Source organism: Streptomyces sp. NPDC000075 (assembly GCF_040301925.1).
In the GTDB taxonomy this organism is placed as follows: domain Bacteria; phylum Actinomycetota; class Actinomycetes; order Streptomycetales; family Streptomycetaceae; genus Streptomyces; species Streptomyces polychromogenes.
In genome coordinates this window covers 10,857-26,301 of sequence record NZ_JBEPFL010000009.1, presented here as the reverse complement: position 1 = coordinate 26,301, position 15,445 = coordinate 10,857, and the positions used below count along the sequence as shown (strand labels likewise).

Below are 15,445 nucleotides of genomic sequence, written 5' to 3'. Positions count from 1 at the left end.
CCCTCAGGGTTGTCAGGTGGTGAGCATGCGGATGATGGCGGGGAACGCGATCAGGAGCATGACCAGCACGGCCAGCAGGGCGCCCGGGGCGGTCATCTTCTCGCTGTTCGCGTTCGCGTCGGCCGCCTGAGCGGCCAGGAGTTCGGTGCGCAGGTTCCTCGCGCGCGAGCGCAGGGTGGCGTAGACGGACGCGCCGTCGTCGGCGGACTGCCGCATGATCGCGGCGAGGTCGTCCATGACGGGCAGGTCGAGCTCCGAGGTCAGGCGCGTCAGGGACTCCCAGTGCGGCACCTTGTCCACCCGCGAGCGGGCCAGTGCCGCCTGGATCCGCTGGAACGCCCACCCGGTGCCGACCTGCGCGGCCTGATCCATGGCCTGTTCCGCGGAGACGTTCCCGGCCCTGCGCAGCGCGACCAGGTCGAGGTAGGCGGCCATGGCGTGGGCGAACTCCGCCCGGGCCCGCTTCGCCTTGTCGCGCAGCGCCAGATCCGGAGCGAACCACAGCGCGGCCCCCGCCAGGACCGCGACGATCGCGGGCAGATACAGGGGCAGCCCGAGCAGGAGGAACGGGACGGTGGACAGGGGCGGCAGCAGCAGACCGCCGCCGGCCAGCGCCACCTTGGTCAGGAGGAAGCGGGCGGGGGTGCTGCCGGTCAGGGCCAGGTCCTTGTACGGGATCCGGACACCCGGCACGTCGGCCAGGCGCTCAAGCAGCCACCGCCCCCACCGCTCATCCCGGTCCACAACCCCCTCGCCTGCGGCGGCGGGCGGCGGCGCGGGCTGGTTGAGGCGGCGCAGTGCCGGCCCGAGCGCCGGCGCGGGCCGCAGGATCTCGCGGATGAGCAGGGCGCCGCCGGCGCCGATGGCAGCCCCGGACAGGATCGCCGCGACCGGCATCATGCGCCCACCTCCACAGCCGAGTCGGATGCTTCTTCAACGCCTTCGGGGGAGGGTGCGGGAGTGACGGCGCTGCGGGGGTCGGCGATCAGGAACCGGGGCACGGGCTTGATGTCGGCGATCTGCCGCATCATCACCAGGACCCCAACGAACCCCGCGAGGAGCACGGCCAGGACCAGCTGGCCCACCAGCGTCCCGTAGGGGGCGGTGTAGGAGGGGACGAGGAATCCGGCGCCGATGACGCCGAGGGTGATGATGGTCATCCACCGCATCGTCGTGCGCGGCTTGGCCCGGTCGGCCTCGATTCCCCTGCGCCGTCCCACCTCCTCGTGCACGGACTCGGCGAGGTCGTCCAGCGCCTGCGCGAGCCCGGGCCCGCGGTCGGCCGCCGACAGCACCAACGCCGCCACCACCTTGTCGGCCGTCACATCGTTGAGAGCATCGCCGAAGGAGCGCAGCGCGTCGGTGGGCCGCCACCCGACCTGGAGCCGGTCGACGAGATCGGCGACCTCACCGGCGATGTCCTCAGGACACCCACGGCGCGAGATCTGCAGCGCCTCGTCCAGGCCCCGGCCCAGCCGCAGCACGTTGGCCAGCCGCTGCGTCCAGTCACCCAGGGCTTCGAGCTTCCCGATGCGGGCGGTGGCCGACTTCGTCGGCGACAGCAGCCACGGAACCCCGACCACCGCCAGGAACAGCATGACCCCGGCGATGAACACCCCCGTCACCAGCCACAACAAGACTCCGCCCAGTGCCCCGCCGGCCAGGCGGGTACGGCGGGCCATCCGCTCATCCCGGCTCGCCAGGTGCCGCCCGGCCCGCAGCCGCGCGCCCAGCCCCGGCCCCTTCGGGGCGCTGGTACCGACGACGCCGGCCACCAGGCCGACCAGGCCGCCCGCCAGGGCGAGCCCCGCGAGCACCCACCACAGCACGGTCACAGCGCCGCCTCCCTCACCAGCAGCGGCAGCGCCGCGCCCCAGGCCCCGGCCTGCTCGTTCAGCAGCGAGGCGTCGAAGCCGGCCCGGCGCAGGTCGTTGATGCACCGCGGCAGCACCAACGGCACCGCCCGGTGCTCGCCCCACTCCGGGCGGGGCCCGAAGATCTGGTTGGTTTCCGGGCGTCCGCCTTCGCCGATGCCGGTGACCTCCAGGACGTGGGAGACGAACCGGTGCCGGTGCCCGCCGATCTTCGTCTCGTCCACGGAGGAGACGAACACGATGAAGTGCAGCCCGTTCGCGGCCTGCCGGTAGGCCAGCGACTCCGACATGTTCGCCTGGGCCAGCAGGTACAGCTCCGCGATCCGGTCGAACACCACGCTCGGGTGTATGGCGTGCAGGGTGCACAGGTTGCCGCCCGCGCCGTTCGTCATCGCCTGGAGCATGGCCACGATCTCCGGCCCGCGGACCTCACCGACCACGATCCGCGTCAAGGTCATACGCAGCGCCCGGTACATCAGGTCCATCAGCGTGATCTCACCGGCGGCGACGCCGCCGACCATCTCGCCGTTGGACTCGCGGGCCTCCATCGGCACGACCTGCCGGTGGTGCCCGTTCTCGTGGGCGAACAGCTCGTACTCGGTCTCCAGCGTGGCGAACCGCTCGTCGGGGTCGATCTCCTTGAGCAGCGCCCGCAGCAGCGTCGTCTTCCCGGCGGCCTGCCCGCCGACGATCATGACGTTCTTCTCCGCGCGCACACACGCCCGCAACAACGCCTCCAGCGTGGAGTCGAGCATCCCCCGGCTCACGAGTTCGGGCAGGTCGGCGTGGCGCATGCTGTGCCGGCGGATCGTCACATACGTCCCCGGCGTCACGTCGATGACCGCCTGGAGGCGCGACCCGTCGGCCAGGCGCAGCGCAAGGAACGGGTCCGCGGTCGACAGGCTCCGCTCGGCCTGCCCGGTCGTGCGCCGTGCCAGGTCCCGCAGGAGCTCGCGCAGTTCCTCGTCGGAGTCCGCGACCGGCGCCACCCGAACCCGCCGCCCGTCGGTGAAGTCCAGCCACACGTCCGCGTACCCGTTGATGAAGATGTTCTCCACCAGCGTGTTGTCCAGGTGCTGCTGCAGCCGCCCGGCCCGGAACTGCAGGTCGAACACCGCCTGCGCGATCAGCGCGTCCTCGCGCGGGCTGGTGGCCGCCCCGCGTTTGACGGCCTCGGCGTCCGACCAGACCGCGACCTGCTCGTTGATCAGGTGCCGGCCCTGCTGCTCCTGCGCGGCCTGACCCAGCCCGGGCCGGGCCCGCAGCAGCTCGGTCAGCCGCTCCCCGACCTGCTTCTTGATCAGCCGCACCGCCCCGTAATCCACCACCACATCACCAACCGGCACGACGGCCGGCTCGGGCAGGTACTGCGTGCCGGCGACGGGGCCCGTGGGGGCCGGAACCCACGGATTGACCGGGCGGGAATCCAGGGCCTCCGGCGAGGGCATCACGCCCACGCCGCGGGCGGCGCCCAGTCGGCTCTCCAGAGACCCGGCGACGCGGGGGTCGTTGTGCAGGGGGTTAGCGCGCACCGCTCACCGCCTGGGCCGCATCCGCGCTGGGCGGGGCCAGGCGCGAGCGGCGGATCGCCACCAGCTCCTGCACCCGCACCGCCGCCGACCGGGCGGAGCGCATCAGCTCACCGGACTCGAAGCGGCGCGGCTGCTCCGCCCCGTCCGACAGCACCGCCGCCTCTTTGGGCCGCCACGGCAGCACCGCGGTGACCGTGACCCCCAGGTGCTTGCGCACCTCCTCCTTGGAGAAGGGCCCCTGGTCCACCAGCAGTATCCCCAGCTCCGTGGCCCCGCCCAGCGACTCCCGCAGCGCCTCCAGGCGCACCTGGGCGCTCTGCAGCCCGCGCAGCGTATTGCGCGCGACCAGCAGCACCGCGTCCGCCTTCTGCGCCAGCACCCCCGGCGCACCGACAGCGCCGCGCCGGCCCAGGTCCACGATCACGTCGTGCCCGTGCTGCTCGATCCCCGCGAACACGGCGGCGAGCGGCCGCCACACCGGCTCCATCGCCGAGGCGTGCGCCGGGTCGTAGAGACCGGGCAGCACCAGCCGGTCACGCGTCCCCGCATCGGTGACGTCCACCAGCTGCCGCCAGAACGCCTCCACCAACTGCCCCTGCCCCTGCCGGGCCGCGATCGCCAGATTCCGCATCCCTCGCGAGTTGTCGAGAGTCCCCTGGAGCGCACCTGGCAGGACGGCCCCGCCGTCCGGATCGGCCTCGGCCAGCACCACCCGATGCCCTGCGGGCATCGGCCACGTCATCAGCAGAGCCAGGGCCGCCGTGGTCACCCCCGGCGCTCCCAGCCCGCCCGCCAGCGCTACCACCGCCATCAGGAACCCCCCTCCTGCGCGGCGACGATCAACGCCACCGCCCCGGTCGCCACCCGCGACGCCAGCGTCGGCCCGTCAGCGGCGGGCACCGCCACATCCACCACCACGACACCCGTCGCCGGCGCTGCCACCCCGACCGCGACCACCGTCGCCGCGAGCGTCTTCGGCGCAGGCGCCGGCTCCGAAGACTTGCCCGCGCCCGGGCTCACGGCAGCCCCCGCCTGCGCCGGGTCCGGCGTCGAGACGATCAGAACCTTCTGCCCCGGAGCCAGCCGCGACGCCGGCAGCTGCGACGGCTTGAGCGCCACACCCACCAACTGCTCACCGTTCTTCACCAACGACACGGCGGTGATCTGTCCCGGCGACAGCAATGATCCGGCCTTGAGGGCCACCGCAGCACGCTGCCCGACCAGGCCCGCCTTCTTCGTCGTGGGCACAGCCTTGACCAGCGGATCCAGCGCCAGCGAAGCTGGCGCCAGGTCCGCCTCCGTGAGCGTCGCGCCCACAGCCACGTCCCGGGCCACCACCAGCACACTCGACCGCTGCCCCGACTCAGTGAACAGCAGCGCCCCCGACAGGCCTCCGGCCGCGATCAGCGCGACGGACAGGGCGATCAGCCCGGGACGGCGACGTCGCTGGCGAACGACTCGGGGCGCCGCTGCCGGGCTGTCCGCGGGCCCGCCCGGCCCGGGCACGGCGGCACGGCCCTGCGTGGCCGTGGTGGTAGTGCTCACGTGATGTGCCTCCAGGAGAGAGGAAGGAAGAGATGCAACGGCGGAGGGGACTGCTACTGGCCGACGACCTGGACTTCGCCCACGGCGATGTCCACGCCACTGGAGCGGACCTCGGTCAGCTGACCGCTCTGGCCCCCGCCGGTCCAGTCGATCGCCCAGGTAGACGTCGCCGTCACGTGGTACTTGCCAGGCGTCCGGTAGCTGTGACCGCAGTCGGGCGACGGGTTCTTGCCGAACTCGGCCCGGTAGGGGGTGCCCGGGGTGGTGCAGGTGACCGTCGTGCCGTCACCCATCGCCCATACGATCTTGGCGACCCTCGCCGTGGCGGTGACCGTTACGGCCCCGGCGGACGCGGACGCCACGTTGGGCCCGTAGGTCTCGGGGCCGGTCGCCGTCCACATGTAGACGGGCATACCGACGACACCGACGCCCCCGGGCTTGGGGACGATGCCGATGGCCGGCGGGCGAAGGAGCATCGAGTCGACCGCGCGCTGCGCGAGGACAGCGGGGTCCACAACCACCGCACCGGGCGGGTTCTGCGCCCAGAAGGCCCGCCCCGCTCCCGCGAGATTGTCGCCGTCCGTGATGCCGTTTCCGAGCCCGCACGGGTCCAGGTAGACCGCCCCGTCGCCGGGCGAGTGGCCCTGCCACAGAGCGCTGCCCGCCGGCGGAGGAGGATCCATCGGCCGAAACGAGCAGTCCCGGCCCAAGCCGTCGGTGCTGCTCCCGGAACCCGTTGAGGAGCCGCCGGTCTGCTGGCCCGTGTTCGAGTGGGCCGGGGGTCGGCCCGGAACGTTGACCTCAACGCAGACGTGTAGGTAGCAGTTGCCCACGCTGACAGGGTCGTCCGCGCTGGCTGTCGAAGGGCTGGATGCGAAGAGGATGAGCGCACCCACGGCCCCCGCGCGTCGTCTCAGCACGCCTTCCCCTCCTGCTTGTCCTCCAGAACCATCCAGCCGGTGGGCCACTTCTCGGCCGTCACGGTGTTGACGTACCGCAAGAGCCGCGTGCTGGGCAGCGGGAGCTCCGTGCCGCCGCTCTTCTCCACCGGCTTCCAATGGGAGACGTCCAGGCAGTCGGTGATGACGGCGGTCTTGAGCTTCGTGTCTGCCTTGAAGGTGATCCCGGAGTTCGAGCGTTGCGGCTGGCCGGAGAAGACGTGTCCCCTCTTACGCAGGTTCGCCAGGTCCTGCTGGATCTGTACGAGGGCGCTACCAGTGGCGACCTTGGCCAGGTTGGGGTCGTCGGGATCGGGCTTGGCGTAGGCCGCGGTCAGGACATCCCAGTAGCGGGTGTAGGCCGCCTGCACCTCGGTCTTGTCGGCCGCCTCGGGGTCGGCGGCTGCGCTGGGCGAGGCGCCGGCCGTGGTGCCGCTGGGGGAGAGGCTCGGCACGGGGGCGGCGTTCTTGTCGTTCTTGCTTCCGCTGGTGCATCCGGCCGTGAGGGCCGCGACGGTCGCGGCGGCGGCTGCCGCCGCGAGCAGTCGACGGTTTCCGGTGCGGTGCTGTCGTGTCATTGCCACTGGGCTCTCCCCGGGTTGCCTTGTCGGTCGGGTCACGGCCCAACTCGCGTAAATCGCTGGTGCAACGCATCGTGTAACACTTCGGTGTCGTTCTCTCCGGCACCATATGACGTCAACGCTGCAGCTCCTAAGGGGTTCTTGGGGTGCAGGTGGCTGGACGTGATTTTTGCGTGTGGAGCCTTGGCCGCCTTGTGCCTTGGCGGCGTTGACGTGCAGTTTCCGTCTGTCGTTGTGGCTGACGCCCGGTATTTTGGCGTGAATCCGGCAGGTCGTGTCCTGAATGCGGCCCGATGGCTTGTTCTTTGCTGCCGGTAATGATTCTTGATACTGCTCACCGGTTTTCTCACCGATGGAGGCTGGCCTGGGTCACGATCAGGCCGGCAACTCACCAGCACCCCGATATCGAACGGCTCGGGGGGTCTCGGAGGCTCGGCCTTCGCGGCCTCCGCTGTTTTGTGCGCCGGTCAGAACGGGGGGCAGTCCTCGCCGTCGAAGCTGGCCCAGGCTCTGCGGTCCGCTTCCTCGCCAGGGACGGCGGAGGGTGGTTGCGGCGGCGTGTCCCCTTCGCTTTGCCAGCTGAAGCGGTACTCCTCGTAGCTGTTGATCTGGCCGGTCTCGATCTGGAACTCGCGGTCTGCGATTTCGCGCATCTCTTCCTCGTGTTCGGTCTGGGCCTGGAGGTAGTCGGCGAGGTCGGCGGCGGACAGGCCGGCGGGCCAGGGCCCGGTCACAGCTGGGTCCAGCCGCGCGGCTCGCTGCTCCCGGCCAGGGGCGTCCACACCTTCGCCTGGGGGCCGTGGGCCTCGATGTCTTCGAGGATGGCGGCGCCGAGGGGGACGTGGGCGCTGAGGCGGGTGACGAGGTCGTGGTCGGCGGTCATGCGCCGCAGGTCCGCGATCCGGTTGGCCAGGGTGGTGCGGGACGCTCCGGTGAGGATGAACAGGACCCTGGGGAAGCGGGGGTAGGAGCGCTGCCAGGCGAGCACGGCGCCCTGGTCGGCGACGGTGCCGCGCCGACCCAGGGGCTGGGGGGTGTAGTCGTGGAAGCGGGCGTAGGTGATGAGCTTGCGGGCCAGGCGCTCGCTGCTCATGGTGGTGCGGTCGATCTCCACGAAGGCCCGGTACTGCAGGCGTCGGGGGCTGGTGGCGGTGTAGTGGAAGACGGCGTCGGCGATCAGCCGGTCTTCGCCGGCGGTGTCGGGGAGGCGGTGGGTGACCTCGGGCACCCAGTCCAGCGGCTGGTACTCGTCACCACGCTCGCGGGCGTCGGTGAGGAAGGCGAGGTGGGCGCGGACACCGGTGAGGATGTGGGCGGCGCGCAGGGAGGCGGCCTGGGCGGACGGGATCGGGGTGGCGGTGCGGCCGCGGAGTTCGGGCCAGTCCCCGACGGTCTGGTGGCCGGCGGGGGTGAGGAAGTGGGCCTGGAGGCGGCCGGGGAGCACGGCGTGGGTGATCAGTCCCTGCTCACGCAGCGGAACCAGCACGTTGTGGATCTTGCGGGGCGGGGTGTTGGGGATGAGCATCTGGTGGAGCTGGGTGCTGGTCAGCAGCCGGTGCTGGGCGATCAGGGCCAGGACCTGGTGGGCGTGGGTGTCCGCGGTGGGGGGCTGGAAGACGGCCGTGGTCATGCGTACTGCTCTCCCGTGTTGTCGGTGTCGGTGGGTGCGGTGCGGGTGGTGAGGAAGGAACGAACGGCTTCCTCCTGGGCCAGTGCCATCGCGGTTCGCTCGGCCAGGGGCAGGGCGGCGGTGTGGGCGTGCGCGGCCTTGCGCAGGGCGCCGACCTGCCCGGGCCGCGCGAGGTCGCCGAATACCTCGGCCAGCTCGGGGCCCCGGATCGGCAGGGGGCCGACCCGCTTCCCGGCGACGGTGAAGGAGGCGTAGTGCCTGAACCGCTCCAGATCGGCGACGTCGCGGGGGCTGACGGTGCCCGGCCACTGGTCGGTGATCTGCGCGATGGCCTCCATCGATCCGGCCGTGGTGGACAGGCACGAGGCGTTCTGCAGAAGGGCGGAGCGGGTGGCCGGGTTGAGGCGGTGCATCAGCTGGGTCATCCCGTACAGGCGACAGCCGAACTTCCTCAACTGCTCGGTGATCTCCGCCAGCACGGTGGAAGACCCGTCCAGGGAGATCAGTTCGTCCAGGTAGAAGCGGAACGCCCGCCGCTTGGCCTCGGGCAGATCGCCGCGGGACAGGCCAGCGCGCAGGAAGTCGTGGACGATCAAGGAGATGAGGAGGCGGTCCGTGGGGCCGGTGCCCGGCGGGCAGACCCACAGCACCTGGCCCTCATCCATGGCGGAGCGGATGTCGTACCCGCTGACGGGGCATCCGAGGAACGCGCGGGTGACGGGGGAGGCCGCGAGGCGCTCCAGCGGGTTCAGCACGGTCAGCAGCGCGTCCCGGGGGATGTCGGGGAACGTGGCCGTCCACCACTTGCGCCCCTCCGTGTCCAGGCCGGCGAGGGCGAGGTGGCGGAAGGTGGGGTCGGTCAGCAGCGCCCGGACCTGGAAGATCGTCGCCTGCTGTTCGGGCACCTGCGCGAGAACGGCCTGGGAGTTGACGGCCACCAGGGCCTCGACGGCCTTGGTCAGGATGGTGAGTGCGCGCGGCGCGGTGACGTCCCCCCACCCCAGAACGCCGGCGAAGGCCTCGACGGTGGCCGTGGTCACTTCGTGCGGCGGCTGCCCTGCCGTCATGTCCAGCAGGTTCCAGCAGCTGAGCATGTCCCCGTCCTTACGGACGGTCAGATCGAACAGCGCGACCCGGTCGATGATGTCCTCGTGGGCGAGGTAGCGCGCGACGTCCGTGAAGGAGTCGCCGTGCGGGTCCACGAACGCCAGCCCGCGTCCGTTGTGGGCGCTGGCGACGGCATGGACCTGGGCGCGCATCGTCTTGCCCCAGCCGGCCTTGCCCGACTGAATCTCGAAGAGGGTGTCGTCCTCGTGGGTGGCCAGCAGCCGTTCCCGGCCGTCCGTCCCCCGGTACCAGCCCTGGGGCAGCAGATTCTCCCCGAGGGCGTAGGTGGGCATCTCGGTCTTCAGTAGCGGCAGACGGGCCGTGGTGGTCGGCGGCTTCAAGAGCCCGGCCAGTTCGTCGATGTGCGCCCACCCGCCGCGGGCCGGGCGCATCACGGCCGTCGCCCACTGCTCATCGAACCGGCGCCGCCACGGCCGGCGGTCGGGGCCGAAACGCAGAGGACCGGCGGACCAGCCGAGCGTGGCGAGGCGGGAGGGGCCCGCGTAGACGTCCATGGCCGCCCCGATGCGTGCCAACCGTGCCTCCGCACGCCCGGCCGCATCCGAGGCACAGCGCACCAGGATCTGCACCCGCACCAGACCCGGGCTGTGCGCGAGCTTCCCCAGCACCGCCTCCCGCTCGACGCGACGGGGCTGAGGGGACATCACCATCTGCCCCCGAGGGCTGCCGCGCCACTCGGACGGGTCCAGCAGCTTTCCCATGGCGACCGGCAGACTGTCGGCCGGCTCGCGGGTCAGCCAGCGGGCCTCACGCTGGGCTTCCCGGCGGGCCTGGTCGCGGGCGCGCTGCATAGCCTGCATCCGGCGTACGGCAAGGTGCCAGCGCGGCGCGGGGGAGAGATCCACGCACACCTCGGCGACGTCGCCGAGCTCCGCGTTCAGGTCGGCGACCGCGTCGATCAGAGGCTGGAGGGGATCGGGGTCCAGCGGGACCTCGCGCAGGCGCGAGCCGGGCTCCCCGTGCAGGGTCAACACCGCGCGTACGACGTGGGCGCGCCGCTTGTCGGCCACCGGGGCCGTCCGCTTCACCTCGACCCGGGCCCCGTAGGGGGTCTGCTTCAGCAAGGCATGCGCGGTCGCCGGGGCCTCGATCCGGTAGACCAGGGGTCGCTCCCCGTCGGCGCGCAGTCGCAGCCTCACCGAGCGCGCCCGGCGCGGCGTCCACCACGGACCCGAGCCAGCCGCCCGCACCAGTTGCATGCCCTGCCGCCAGATCTGCTCGGCATCCGGCTCGAAGGCCGGCGTCGGCTCCAGCTGGAGGTAGGTGCGCCGCGACAGGGCCTCGGCGCTCAGGCGCCGTTGCAGGTGCTCCCATCCGATCAGGGCGGCAGCCGTGAGCAAGGCCAGCCACCAGGAGTTCGCCAAGGTCCAGCGAGCGAGCGCCGCCAGCCCGTCCCACAGCGCGGCGCCCAGGGGCAGGACCGCCATGGCGGTCAGGTGCGGTTCCATGATCCTTGTCCGTTCTGGGTGTAGTGGAGGGTCGCGGTGCGACCGTCGAGGAAGGTCCCGGCCGGGTTCGCGCCGGCCCACACCAGCCGCACCACGGCCTCGGCCTGTGTCCGCTCACCGCCCGCGGGGGCTGGGGTGTCGCGGCGGGCGGTGGCGGCCTGGACCCGCACCTGCGTGTAGCCGGCGGTCTCCGCCGTCCAGGCCTGGCGGCCCAGCTCGAGCAGTTGGCGCTCGTCGTCCGGCGGGAGATCGGGTGGGCTGGCCTGGTCCAGGGCCTGCTGGATGATCGGGTCCGCCGTCGGCCCGGACCCCGGCGGCGGGAGCTCCCGCGCCACCGCGCCGCCATCACGGGCACCGGGCCCGGCCGACGGCCCGGTGGGGCCCGGTACCACCGGAGCGGCGGAAGACGCCGAGCCGGCGGAGGCCCGCGGTGACGGGGGAGCGACGGACGCGGCGGCCGACGGCGCGGCCGGGCCCGAAGGTCGGGCGGGGCCCGTCACCCTGGGCACCGCTGCATCCGTGCCGGGCCGGATGCCGTGTGCTCCCGCATACAGCAGCGCCAGCCCGGCGGCGGCCAGGACGGCCGCGGCGGCGATCAGGCGGCCGCCCGACCACGCGTGTGCGGTCACAGGAGCCTCGCCCCTCCCGCGTAGTCGGGCATCGCGGTGACGGGGTCGATCCGCACCTGCTTCCCAGGACGGGGCGCGTTGATCATCTTTCCGTCGCCGAGATAGATCCCGACGTGGTGGATGGTCGAATCCGAGGTGGGGCTGTAGCCGTAGAAGATGAGGTCGCCCGGGCGCAGCGCCCCGAATCCGGCGGACGCGGGGATCCGCCGGCCCGCGCCGGCCTGTTCGGCCGCGGTGCGCGGCAGCATGATCCCGGCCTTGGCGTAGGCGTACTGGGTCAGGCCCGAGCAGTCGAACCCGACCACGGTGCCGCCGTCCTGCCCGCCGGGCGAGCAGCAGATCCCCGTACTCGGACCTTCGGGCCCGCCCCCGCCCCAGGAGTAGGGGATGCCCTGCTGGGCCAGCGCGGCCTGGACGACCGCCCCGACGTTCCCCGACGGCAGCGCCGGCGTGGTGCCGAGGGCGTCGTAGCGGTCGATGCCCGACATGACGTCGTCCACATACGCCCAGGACAGGTTGTAGGTGTGGATCGCGGCACGCAGCTGCTCCCGGTCACCGAGGTTGCGCCCGTCGCCGCAGAGGTAGACGGCGGCCGATGCGGCGGCGTCGTCCGCGTTGTGCGGACTGATCTGCCCGTCCTTGTTGACGTCCTTGCCGTAGGCGCGGAACGTCTCGGGCAGGAACTGGAAGGGGCCCACCGCCCGGTCGAAGGCGCTGTCGTTGTCCCAGCGTCCGCCGTCGGTGTCCCGGATCGCGGTGGTGTTCCCGCCCGCGTCGGAGCCGTCCAGACGGGGGCCGGTGATGATCGGAGAGATGTCCCCGCTCGCCCCGACGAGGTGCCCGGCGGCATGGTCGGATTCGACCCGGGCGATCCCCGCGAGGACCTGCCACCGCATCCCCCGACACCCCGGCACATAGGACGTGACCTGGGCGGCGCCGGTGAGGTAGGCGGCGAACATCCTCTCCGGGATCCCGGCCGCGGCCGCGCTCACCGACGAGCCGGCAGGCGCGCCCCCGCGGGCCCGGGCGGCGGCCACCACCAGCACCGGAGCGGTGCAGCACGCCGCCACCATCAGCAGCACCCCCAGACATCCCAGCTTCTGCCACCTCTTCACCGCTCACCGCCTTCACGCCGCCGCCGCTCCGCCGCGCGGGCGTCGAAGATCGCGCGCAGCCGCGCCGCGTTCGCCGCCTGCGCCCGTGCCTCCCCGTCAGCCGCCCCCGGCTGGCTGCTGCCCGCGTCCCGGGTGCCGGCCTGTTGGGCAGTGGCGGCGGGCGCGGCGGGCCGCCGCCGCGGCGCGGGCTCGCGGCCGGCTTCGGCGCGTGGCGCCGAGATGCTCGTGCGCGGGGTGCTCTCGCGGCCGCTGGAGGAGGCGGACAGGGGGGCGGTGGCGATGGCGGCGGCCATCGCGGTGTCCCGTACCGACCCCATCGGGTCGTGGACCTGCCAGGCGGTCGCCAGGCGCTGCCCGGCGTGGTCGACGCCGTTCCGCACGATGCGGCCGCCCTCCGCCCAGCGATCGGCGTCCTCACGGACCTGGTGCGCCGCCACACGCAGTTGCGTCCGGGCGTCATCGGTGAACTCGCTGGCGGCCCCGCGGGCGCGGCCCAGGTTGCGGGGAAGCCCGAAGGTCGCCCCGTAGGCCAGGCGCGCGGTACGCGAGGCGACCCGGTAGCCGCGCAGCCGAGAGGCGCGGGCATGGATCCGGGATCCGAGCAACGGCCGGTCGGTCGCCGGATCGTGCAAGACCTCCCCAGTCCACTGATCCGCGACCACCTCGCCCGCCCCGCCGCCGCTGCCCCGGGCGGCGCCGGCCAGAGCGTGGGACGCGGGGTGCTGGCCCGGCTTGGGCCCGATCAGCGCCGCGTGCCCCATCCGCAGTGCGACGGCGAACGGCGCCAGGCCGCGCTTTCCCTCGGCGAGGGCATCGCCGATGAACCGGCCGGGGGACATCGGCATGCCCACCCCGTCGCTCATCGCCGTGAGACTGCCCAGGGACGCCAGCCGCGCGCCGAACGTGCCGTGCGCCGACGACTGCCCGCCCCGGTGGCGGATTCCGCCGCTGGCGGACCCGTGTTCGGAGAGAGCGGCGCCGATCTCGGAACTGTCACCGCGCAGGTGGCTGCCGCCGACCTTCCGGTAGCGCATGCGGGTGGCCACGCGCTGCCCGAGGCCGGACGCCGCGGCCAGCACCCGCCGGTGCATGACCAGGAACGCGACAGCGATCGCGTCCAGCAGCAGGAGGCGCTCCACCATCAGGTCGGCGTCGCTGTCCGAGAGGATCGCGTCGACGGCGATCCCGAACATCGGCAGGCACAAAGCGGCCACGAAGGACACCAGAGCCGAGGCGATGAACACCCCGAGCCACCGCCACAGCAGCATGCGGGAGGGGCCCGGGAGCATCGACCACACCCAGGCGATCGGACCGCCGGCGGCGGCCGCCGCGTCGGCGCCCTGCGCGCCGAGCATGACCACCGACATCGACACGATCATGAGCGTGACCACGAGCACCGCGACCAGCAGGGCAGCTACCGACCACACCCGATCCCAGGTCGGAGTCTGCGCGTACTCGGCCGCCTGCTCCCCGACGGACCCCGCATCCTTCAGGTCCTTGATGAGCTGCAAGAACGCGGCATCCTTGGTGTCCGCCCCGCGAGGGCCGTTCCCGTTCTCGCAGAAGTCCTTCTCGACATCGTCCATCCGCGCGCAGGGGTTCTCGCAGTACTCCTTGGCCGACCCGTGCAGCAGCTTGCACTCCGATTTGGCCGACCCTTTCTGGCTGCCGCCGGCTTCCTTCACCTGGCGCTCGCACGCCTCCTTGATGGGGCCGAAGGTCCCGGAACACCTCGACAGGTCCACCTCGCCCTGCTCTTGCTTCTGCTTGGGCCGGCTGCTCTCGACCCACTTCAGATGGGCTTTGTAGGCGTCGGCTTCCCCCGCCTTGTGGGGATCGAGGACACGGCCGTACTGCAGGAGCATGTACGGCTTGACCACCAGACTGTCGGTCAGCGCGCGCTGGACCGGGTCGACCACCGATTTCGCCTCGGCCTTCTCCTGCACGCAGGCCTCGTGCGCGGGTCCCACCGCGCTGTCACAGGGCCGGCCACCGCGTGCGGGTGTGCCGAAGTAGGAGGCGGTGGTGATGGACGCCACCTCGACGGCGGCCTGATGCGTCTGGTCGAGCGGGCCGTCCTTGCCCAGCAGGTAGTCAGGCCGCACGAACGCGCCGGCGGCCAGAGCCGCGATGACCAGGGTCAGCGCGATCTCCCCCAGCCCGGTGCCGGCCTTCCCCCGGACGAACAAGATCAGCCCGAACACGAACGCCCACGCCAACAACAAGCCTTCGAGGCCGAGGGGGGCGACCACGTGCCGCTCGTAGGCGTCGGCGATCTGCTGCGCCGGCCTGGTCAGCAAGGTGATCAGCGGGAAGCGGAACACGAAGGAGATCAGCCACCCGCACAGGCCGACCAGCAGCCGCACCAGGGTGAACAGCCCGCCCAGGACCAGGCGCTGGATATCGCCGACCACATCAAGATCCGGCATGCGCCCCGTCACAGCCAGATCGACCGCCGGGATCCCCCCTTGGGGCTGCGAGGAGACGGGCATGGCCTCCAGCTGATAGCTGCTGAGCGGCACCCCCTCGCCCGTCATGATGTCCAACGGCCCCAGCAGGCCCCCGCCCGCGCCGGACCCATCCGCGGTCGCGGCCGCGGCCACCGCCATGTTCGTCACCAGAAACATGACGGTGAGCAGCGCGACGAACCCGGCGGCGCGCAGCGTCCCCCGGTCCAGCCTGCGCCGGCCCCTCACAGCCGCCGCCCGGCGGCACTCACCAGAGCGATCGCGGCCGCGACAGCGACAGTGGAGAACAGCAGCAGCGCGGACCGCGCATCCAGCCCCGGCAGCCCGGCCACACCCGGCCCGGCCGGCTGCGACGCGGCGACAGCGCTGACGGGCTCGGACACACACGGCCCGGGCACCGCCCCGGCGCCCCGTGCACATCCGGCATCCGCCCGGGCGGCATCCACCCCGGCCGCAGGTGAAGCGGTCGGAGTGTGGGGCAGGGCCCACGCGGCAACGGTGCAGGCCAACAGCAGGGCGGTGACGGCGCCCACCAGCAGCAGCCGCACACCCGATCG

The 15,445-nt window shown here is 72.5% G+C and carries 14 protein-coding genes; all 14 read right to left on the bottom strand.

The genetic code is table 11. The features are described from left to right. Positions 1-12 precede the first annotated feature (12 nt). The 14 genes from ABT403_RS13135 to ABT403_RS13070 all read right to left on the bottom strand — a co-directional run bounded on the left by ABT403_RS13135 (position 13) and on the right by ABT403_RS13070 (position 15,436). A complete protein-coding gene (locus tag ABT403_RS13135) occupies positions 13-900 on the bottom strand; it encodes a type II secretion system F family protein (protein ID WP_344151501.1) in 888 nt (295 codons plus the stop codon). Then, on the bottom strand, positions 897-1,835 hold the full coding sequence (locus ABT403_RS13130; RefSeq protein WP_344151498.1) for a type II secretion system F family protein: 939 nt from the start codon (positions 1,833-1,835) through the stop codon (positions 897-899). The genes ABT403_RS13135 and ABT403_RS13130 overlap by 4 nt, the downstream gene beginning before the upstream one ends. After that, positions 1,832-3,406 carry a TadA family conjugal transfer-associated ATPase gene (locus ABT403_RS13125; RefSeq protein ID WP_425580108.1) on the bottom strand — a complete coding sequence of 525 codons (1,575 nt, stop codon included), beginning with the start codon at positions 3,404-3,406 and terminating at the stop codon, positions 1,832-1,834. Before ABT403_RS13125 ends, ABT403_RS13130 begins: the two co-directional genes overlap by 4 nt. Next, positions 3,396-4,217, bottom strand: coding sequence for a CpaE/TadZ family protein (locus ABT403_RS13120; RefSeq protein WP_344151495.1), 822 nt, complete (start codon positions 4,215-4,217; stop codon positions 3,396-3,398). The genes ABT403_RS13125 and ABT403_RS13120 overlap by 11 nt, the downstream gene beginning before the upstream one ends. Beyond that, positions 4,217-4,951, bottom strand: coding sequence for an SAF domain-containing protein (locus tag ABT403_RS13115; protein WP_344151492.1), 735 nt, complete (start codon positions 4,949-4,951; stop codon positions 4,217-4,219). Before ABT403_RS13115 ends, ABT403_RS13120 begins: the two co-directional genes overlap by 1 nt. Before the next feature lie 53 nt (positions 4,952-5,004). Beyond that, positions 5,005-5,634, bottom strand: a complete 630-nt coding sequence (locus ABT403_RS13110; protein ID WP_344151489.1) for an ATP/GTP-binding protein — start codon at positions 5,632-5,634, stop codon at positions 5,005-5,007. Positions 5,635-5,864: 230 nt separating this feature from the next. Then, on the bottom strand, positions 5,865-6,467 hold the full coding sequence (locus ABT403_RS13105; RefSeq protein ID WP_344151486.1) for a hypothetical protein: 603 nt from the start codon (positions 6,465-6,467) through the stop codon (positions 5,865-5,867). Between the two features lie 470 nt (positions 6,468-6,937). Further along, positions 6,938-7,204 (bottom strand): hypothetical protein, encoded by a 267-nt coding sequence (locus ABT403_RS13100; RefSeq protein WP_344151483.1) that lies wholly within the window; start codon positions 7,202-7,204, stop codon positions 6,938-6,940. Continuing rightward, a complete protein-coding gene (locus tag ABT403_RS13095; protein WP_344151480.1) occupies positions 7,201-8,100 on the bottom strand; it encodes a replication-relaxation family protein in 900 nt (299 codons plus the stop codon). The genes ABT403_RS13100 and ABT403_RS13095 overlap by 4 nt, the downstream gene beginning before the upstream one ends. Then, on the bottom strand, positions 8,097-10,676 hold the full coding sequence (locus ABT403_RS13090; protein WP_344151478.1) for an ATP/GTP-binding protein: 2,580 nt from the start codon (positions 10,674-10,676) through the stop codon (positions 8,097-8,099). The genes ABT403_RS13095 and ABT403_RS13090 overlap by 4 nt, the downstream gene beginning before the upstream one ends. After that, a complete protein-coding gene (locus ABT403_RS13085; RefSeq protein ID WP_344151476.1) occupies positions 10,661-11,305 on the bottom strand; it encodes a hypothetical protein in 645 nt (214 codons plus the stop codon). Before ABT403_RS13085 ends, ABT403_RS13090 begins: the two co-directional genes overlap by 16 nt. Further along, the gene (locus ABT403_RS13080) at positions 11,302-12,420 is read right to left on the bottom strand and encodes a C40 family peptidase (RefSeq protein WP_344151474.1); all 1,119 of its coding nucleotides are present in this window, start codon (positions 12,418-12,420) and stop codon (positions 11,302-11,304) included. The genes ABT403_RS13085 and ABT403_RS13080 overlap by 4 nt, the downstream gene beginning before the upstream one ends. Continuing rightward, positions 12,417-15,116 (bottom strand): hypothetical protein, encoded by a 2,700-nt coding sequence (locus tag ABT403_RS13075; RefSeq protein WP_344151472.1) that lies wholly within the window; start codon positions 15,114-15,116, stop codon positions 12,417-12,419. Before ABT403_RS13075 ends, ABT403_RS13080 begins: the two co-directional genes overlap by 4 nt. Beyond that, complete coding sequence (locus tag ABT403_RS13070) at positions 15,113-15,436, bottom strand: hypothetical protein (RefSeq protein ID WP_344151469.1); 324 nt, start codon at positions 15,434-15,436, stop codon at positions 15,113-15,115. Before ABT403_RS13070 ends, ABT403_RS13075 begins: the two co-directional genes overlap by 4 nt. Between the last annotated feature and the right edge of the window lie 9 nt (positions 15,437-15,445).

What these genes read in the sequence shown, in the direction of transcription:
- ABT403_RS13135 (WP_344151501.1), bottom strand. Translation starts at nt 900, where the DNA reads ATGATGCCGGTCGCGGCGATCCTGTCCGGGGCTGCCATCGGCGCCGGC.
- ABT403_RS13120 (WP_344151495.1), bottom strand. Translation starts at nt 4,217, where the DNA reads ATGGCGGTGGTAGCGCTGGCGGGCGGGCTGGGAGCGCCGGGGGTGACC.
- ABT403_RS13110 (WP_344151489.1), bottom strand. Translation starts at nt 5,634, where the DNA reads ATGGATCCTCCTCCGCCGGCGGGCAGCGCTCTGTGGCAGGGCCACTCG.
- ABT403_RS13105 (WP_344151486.1), bottom strand. Translation starts at nt 6,467, where the DNA reads ATGACACGACAGCACCGCACCGGAAACCGTCGACTGCTCGCGGCGGCA.
- ABT403_RS13095 (WP_344151480.1), bottom strand. Translation starts at nt 8,100, where the DNA reads ATGACCACGGCCGTCTTCCAGCCCCCCACCGCGGACACCCACGCCCAC.
- ABT403_RS13090 (WP_344151478.1), bottom strand. Translation starts at nt 10,676, where the DNA reads ATGGAACCGCACCTGACCGCCATGGCGGTCCTGCCCCTGGGCGCCGCG.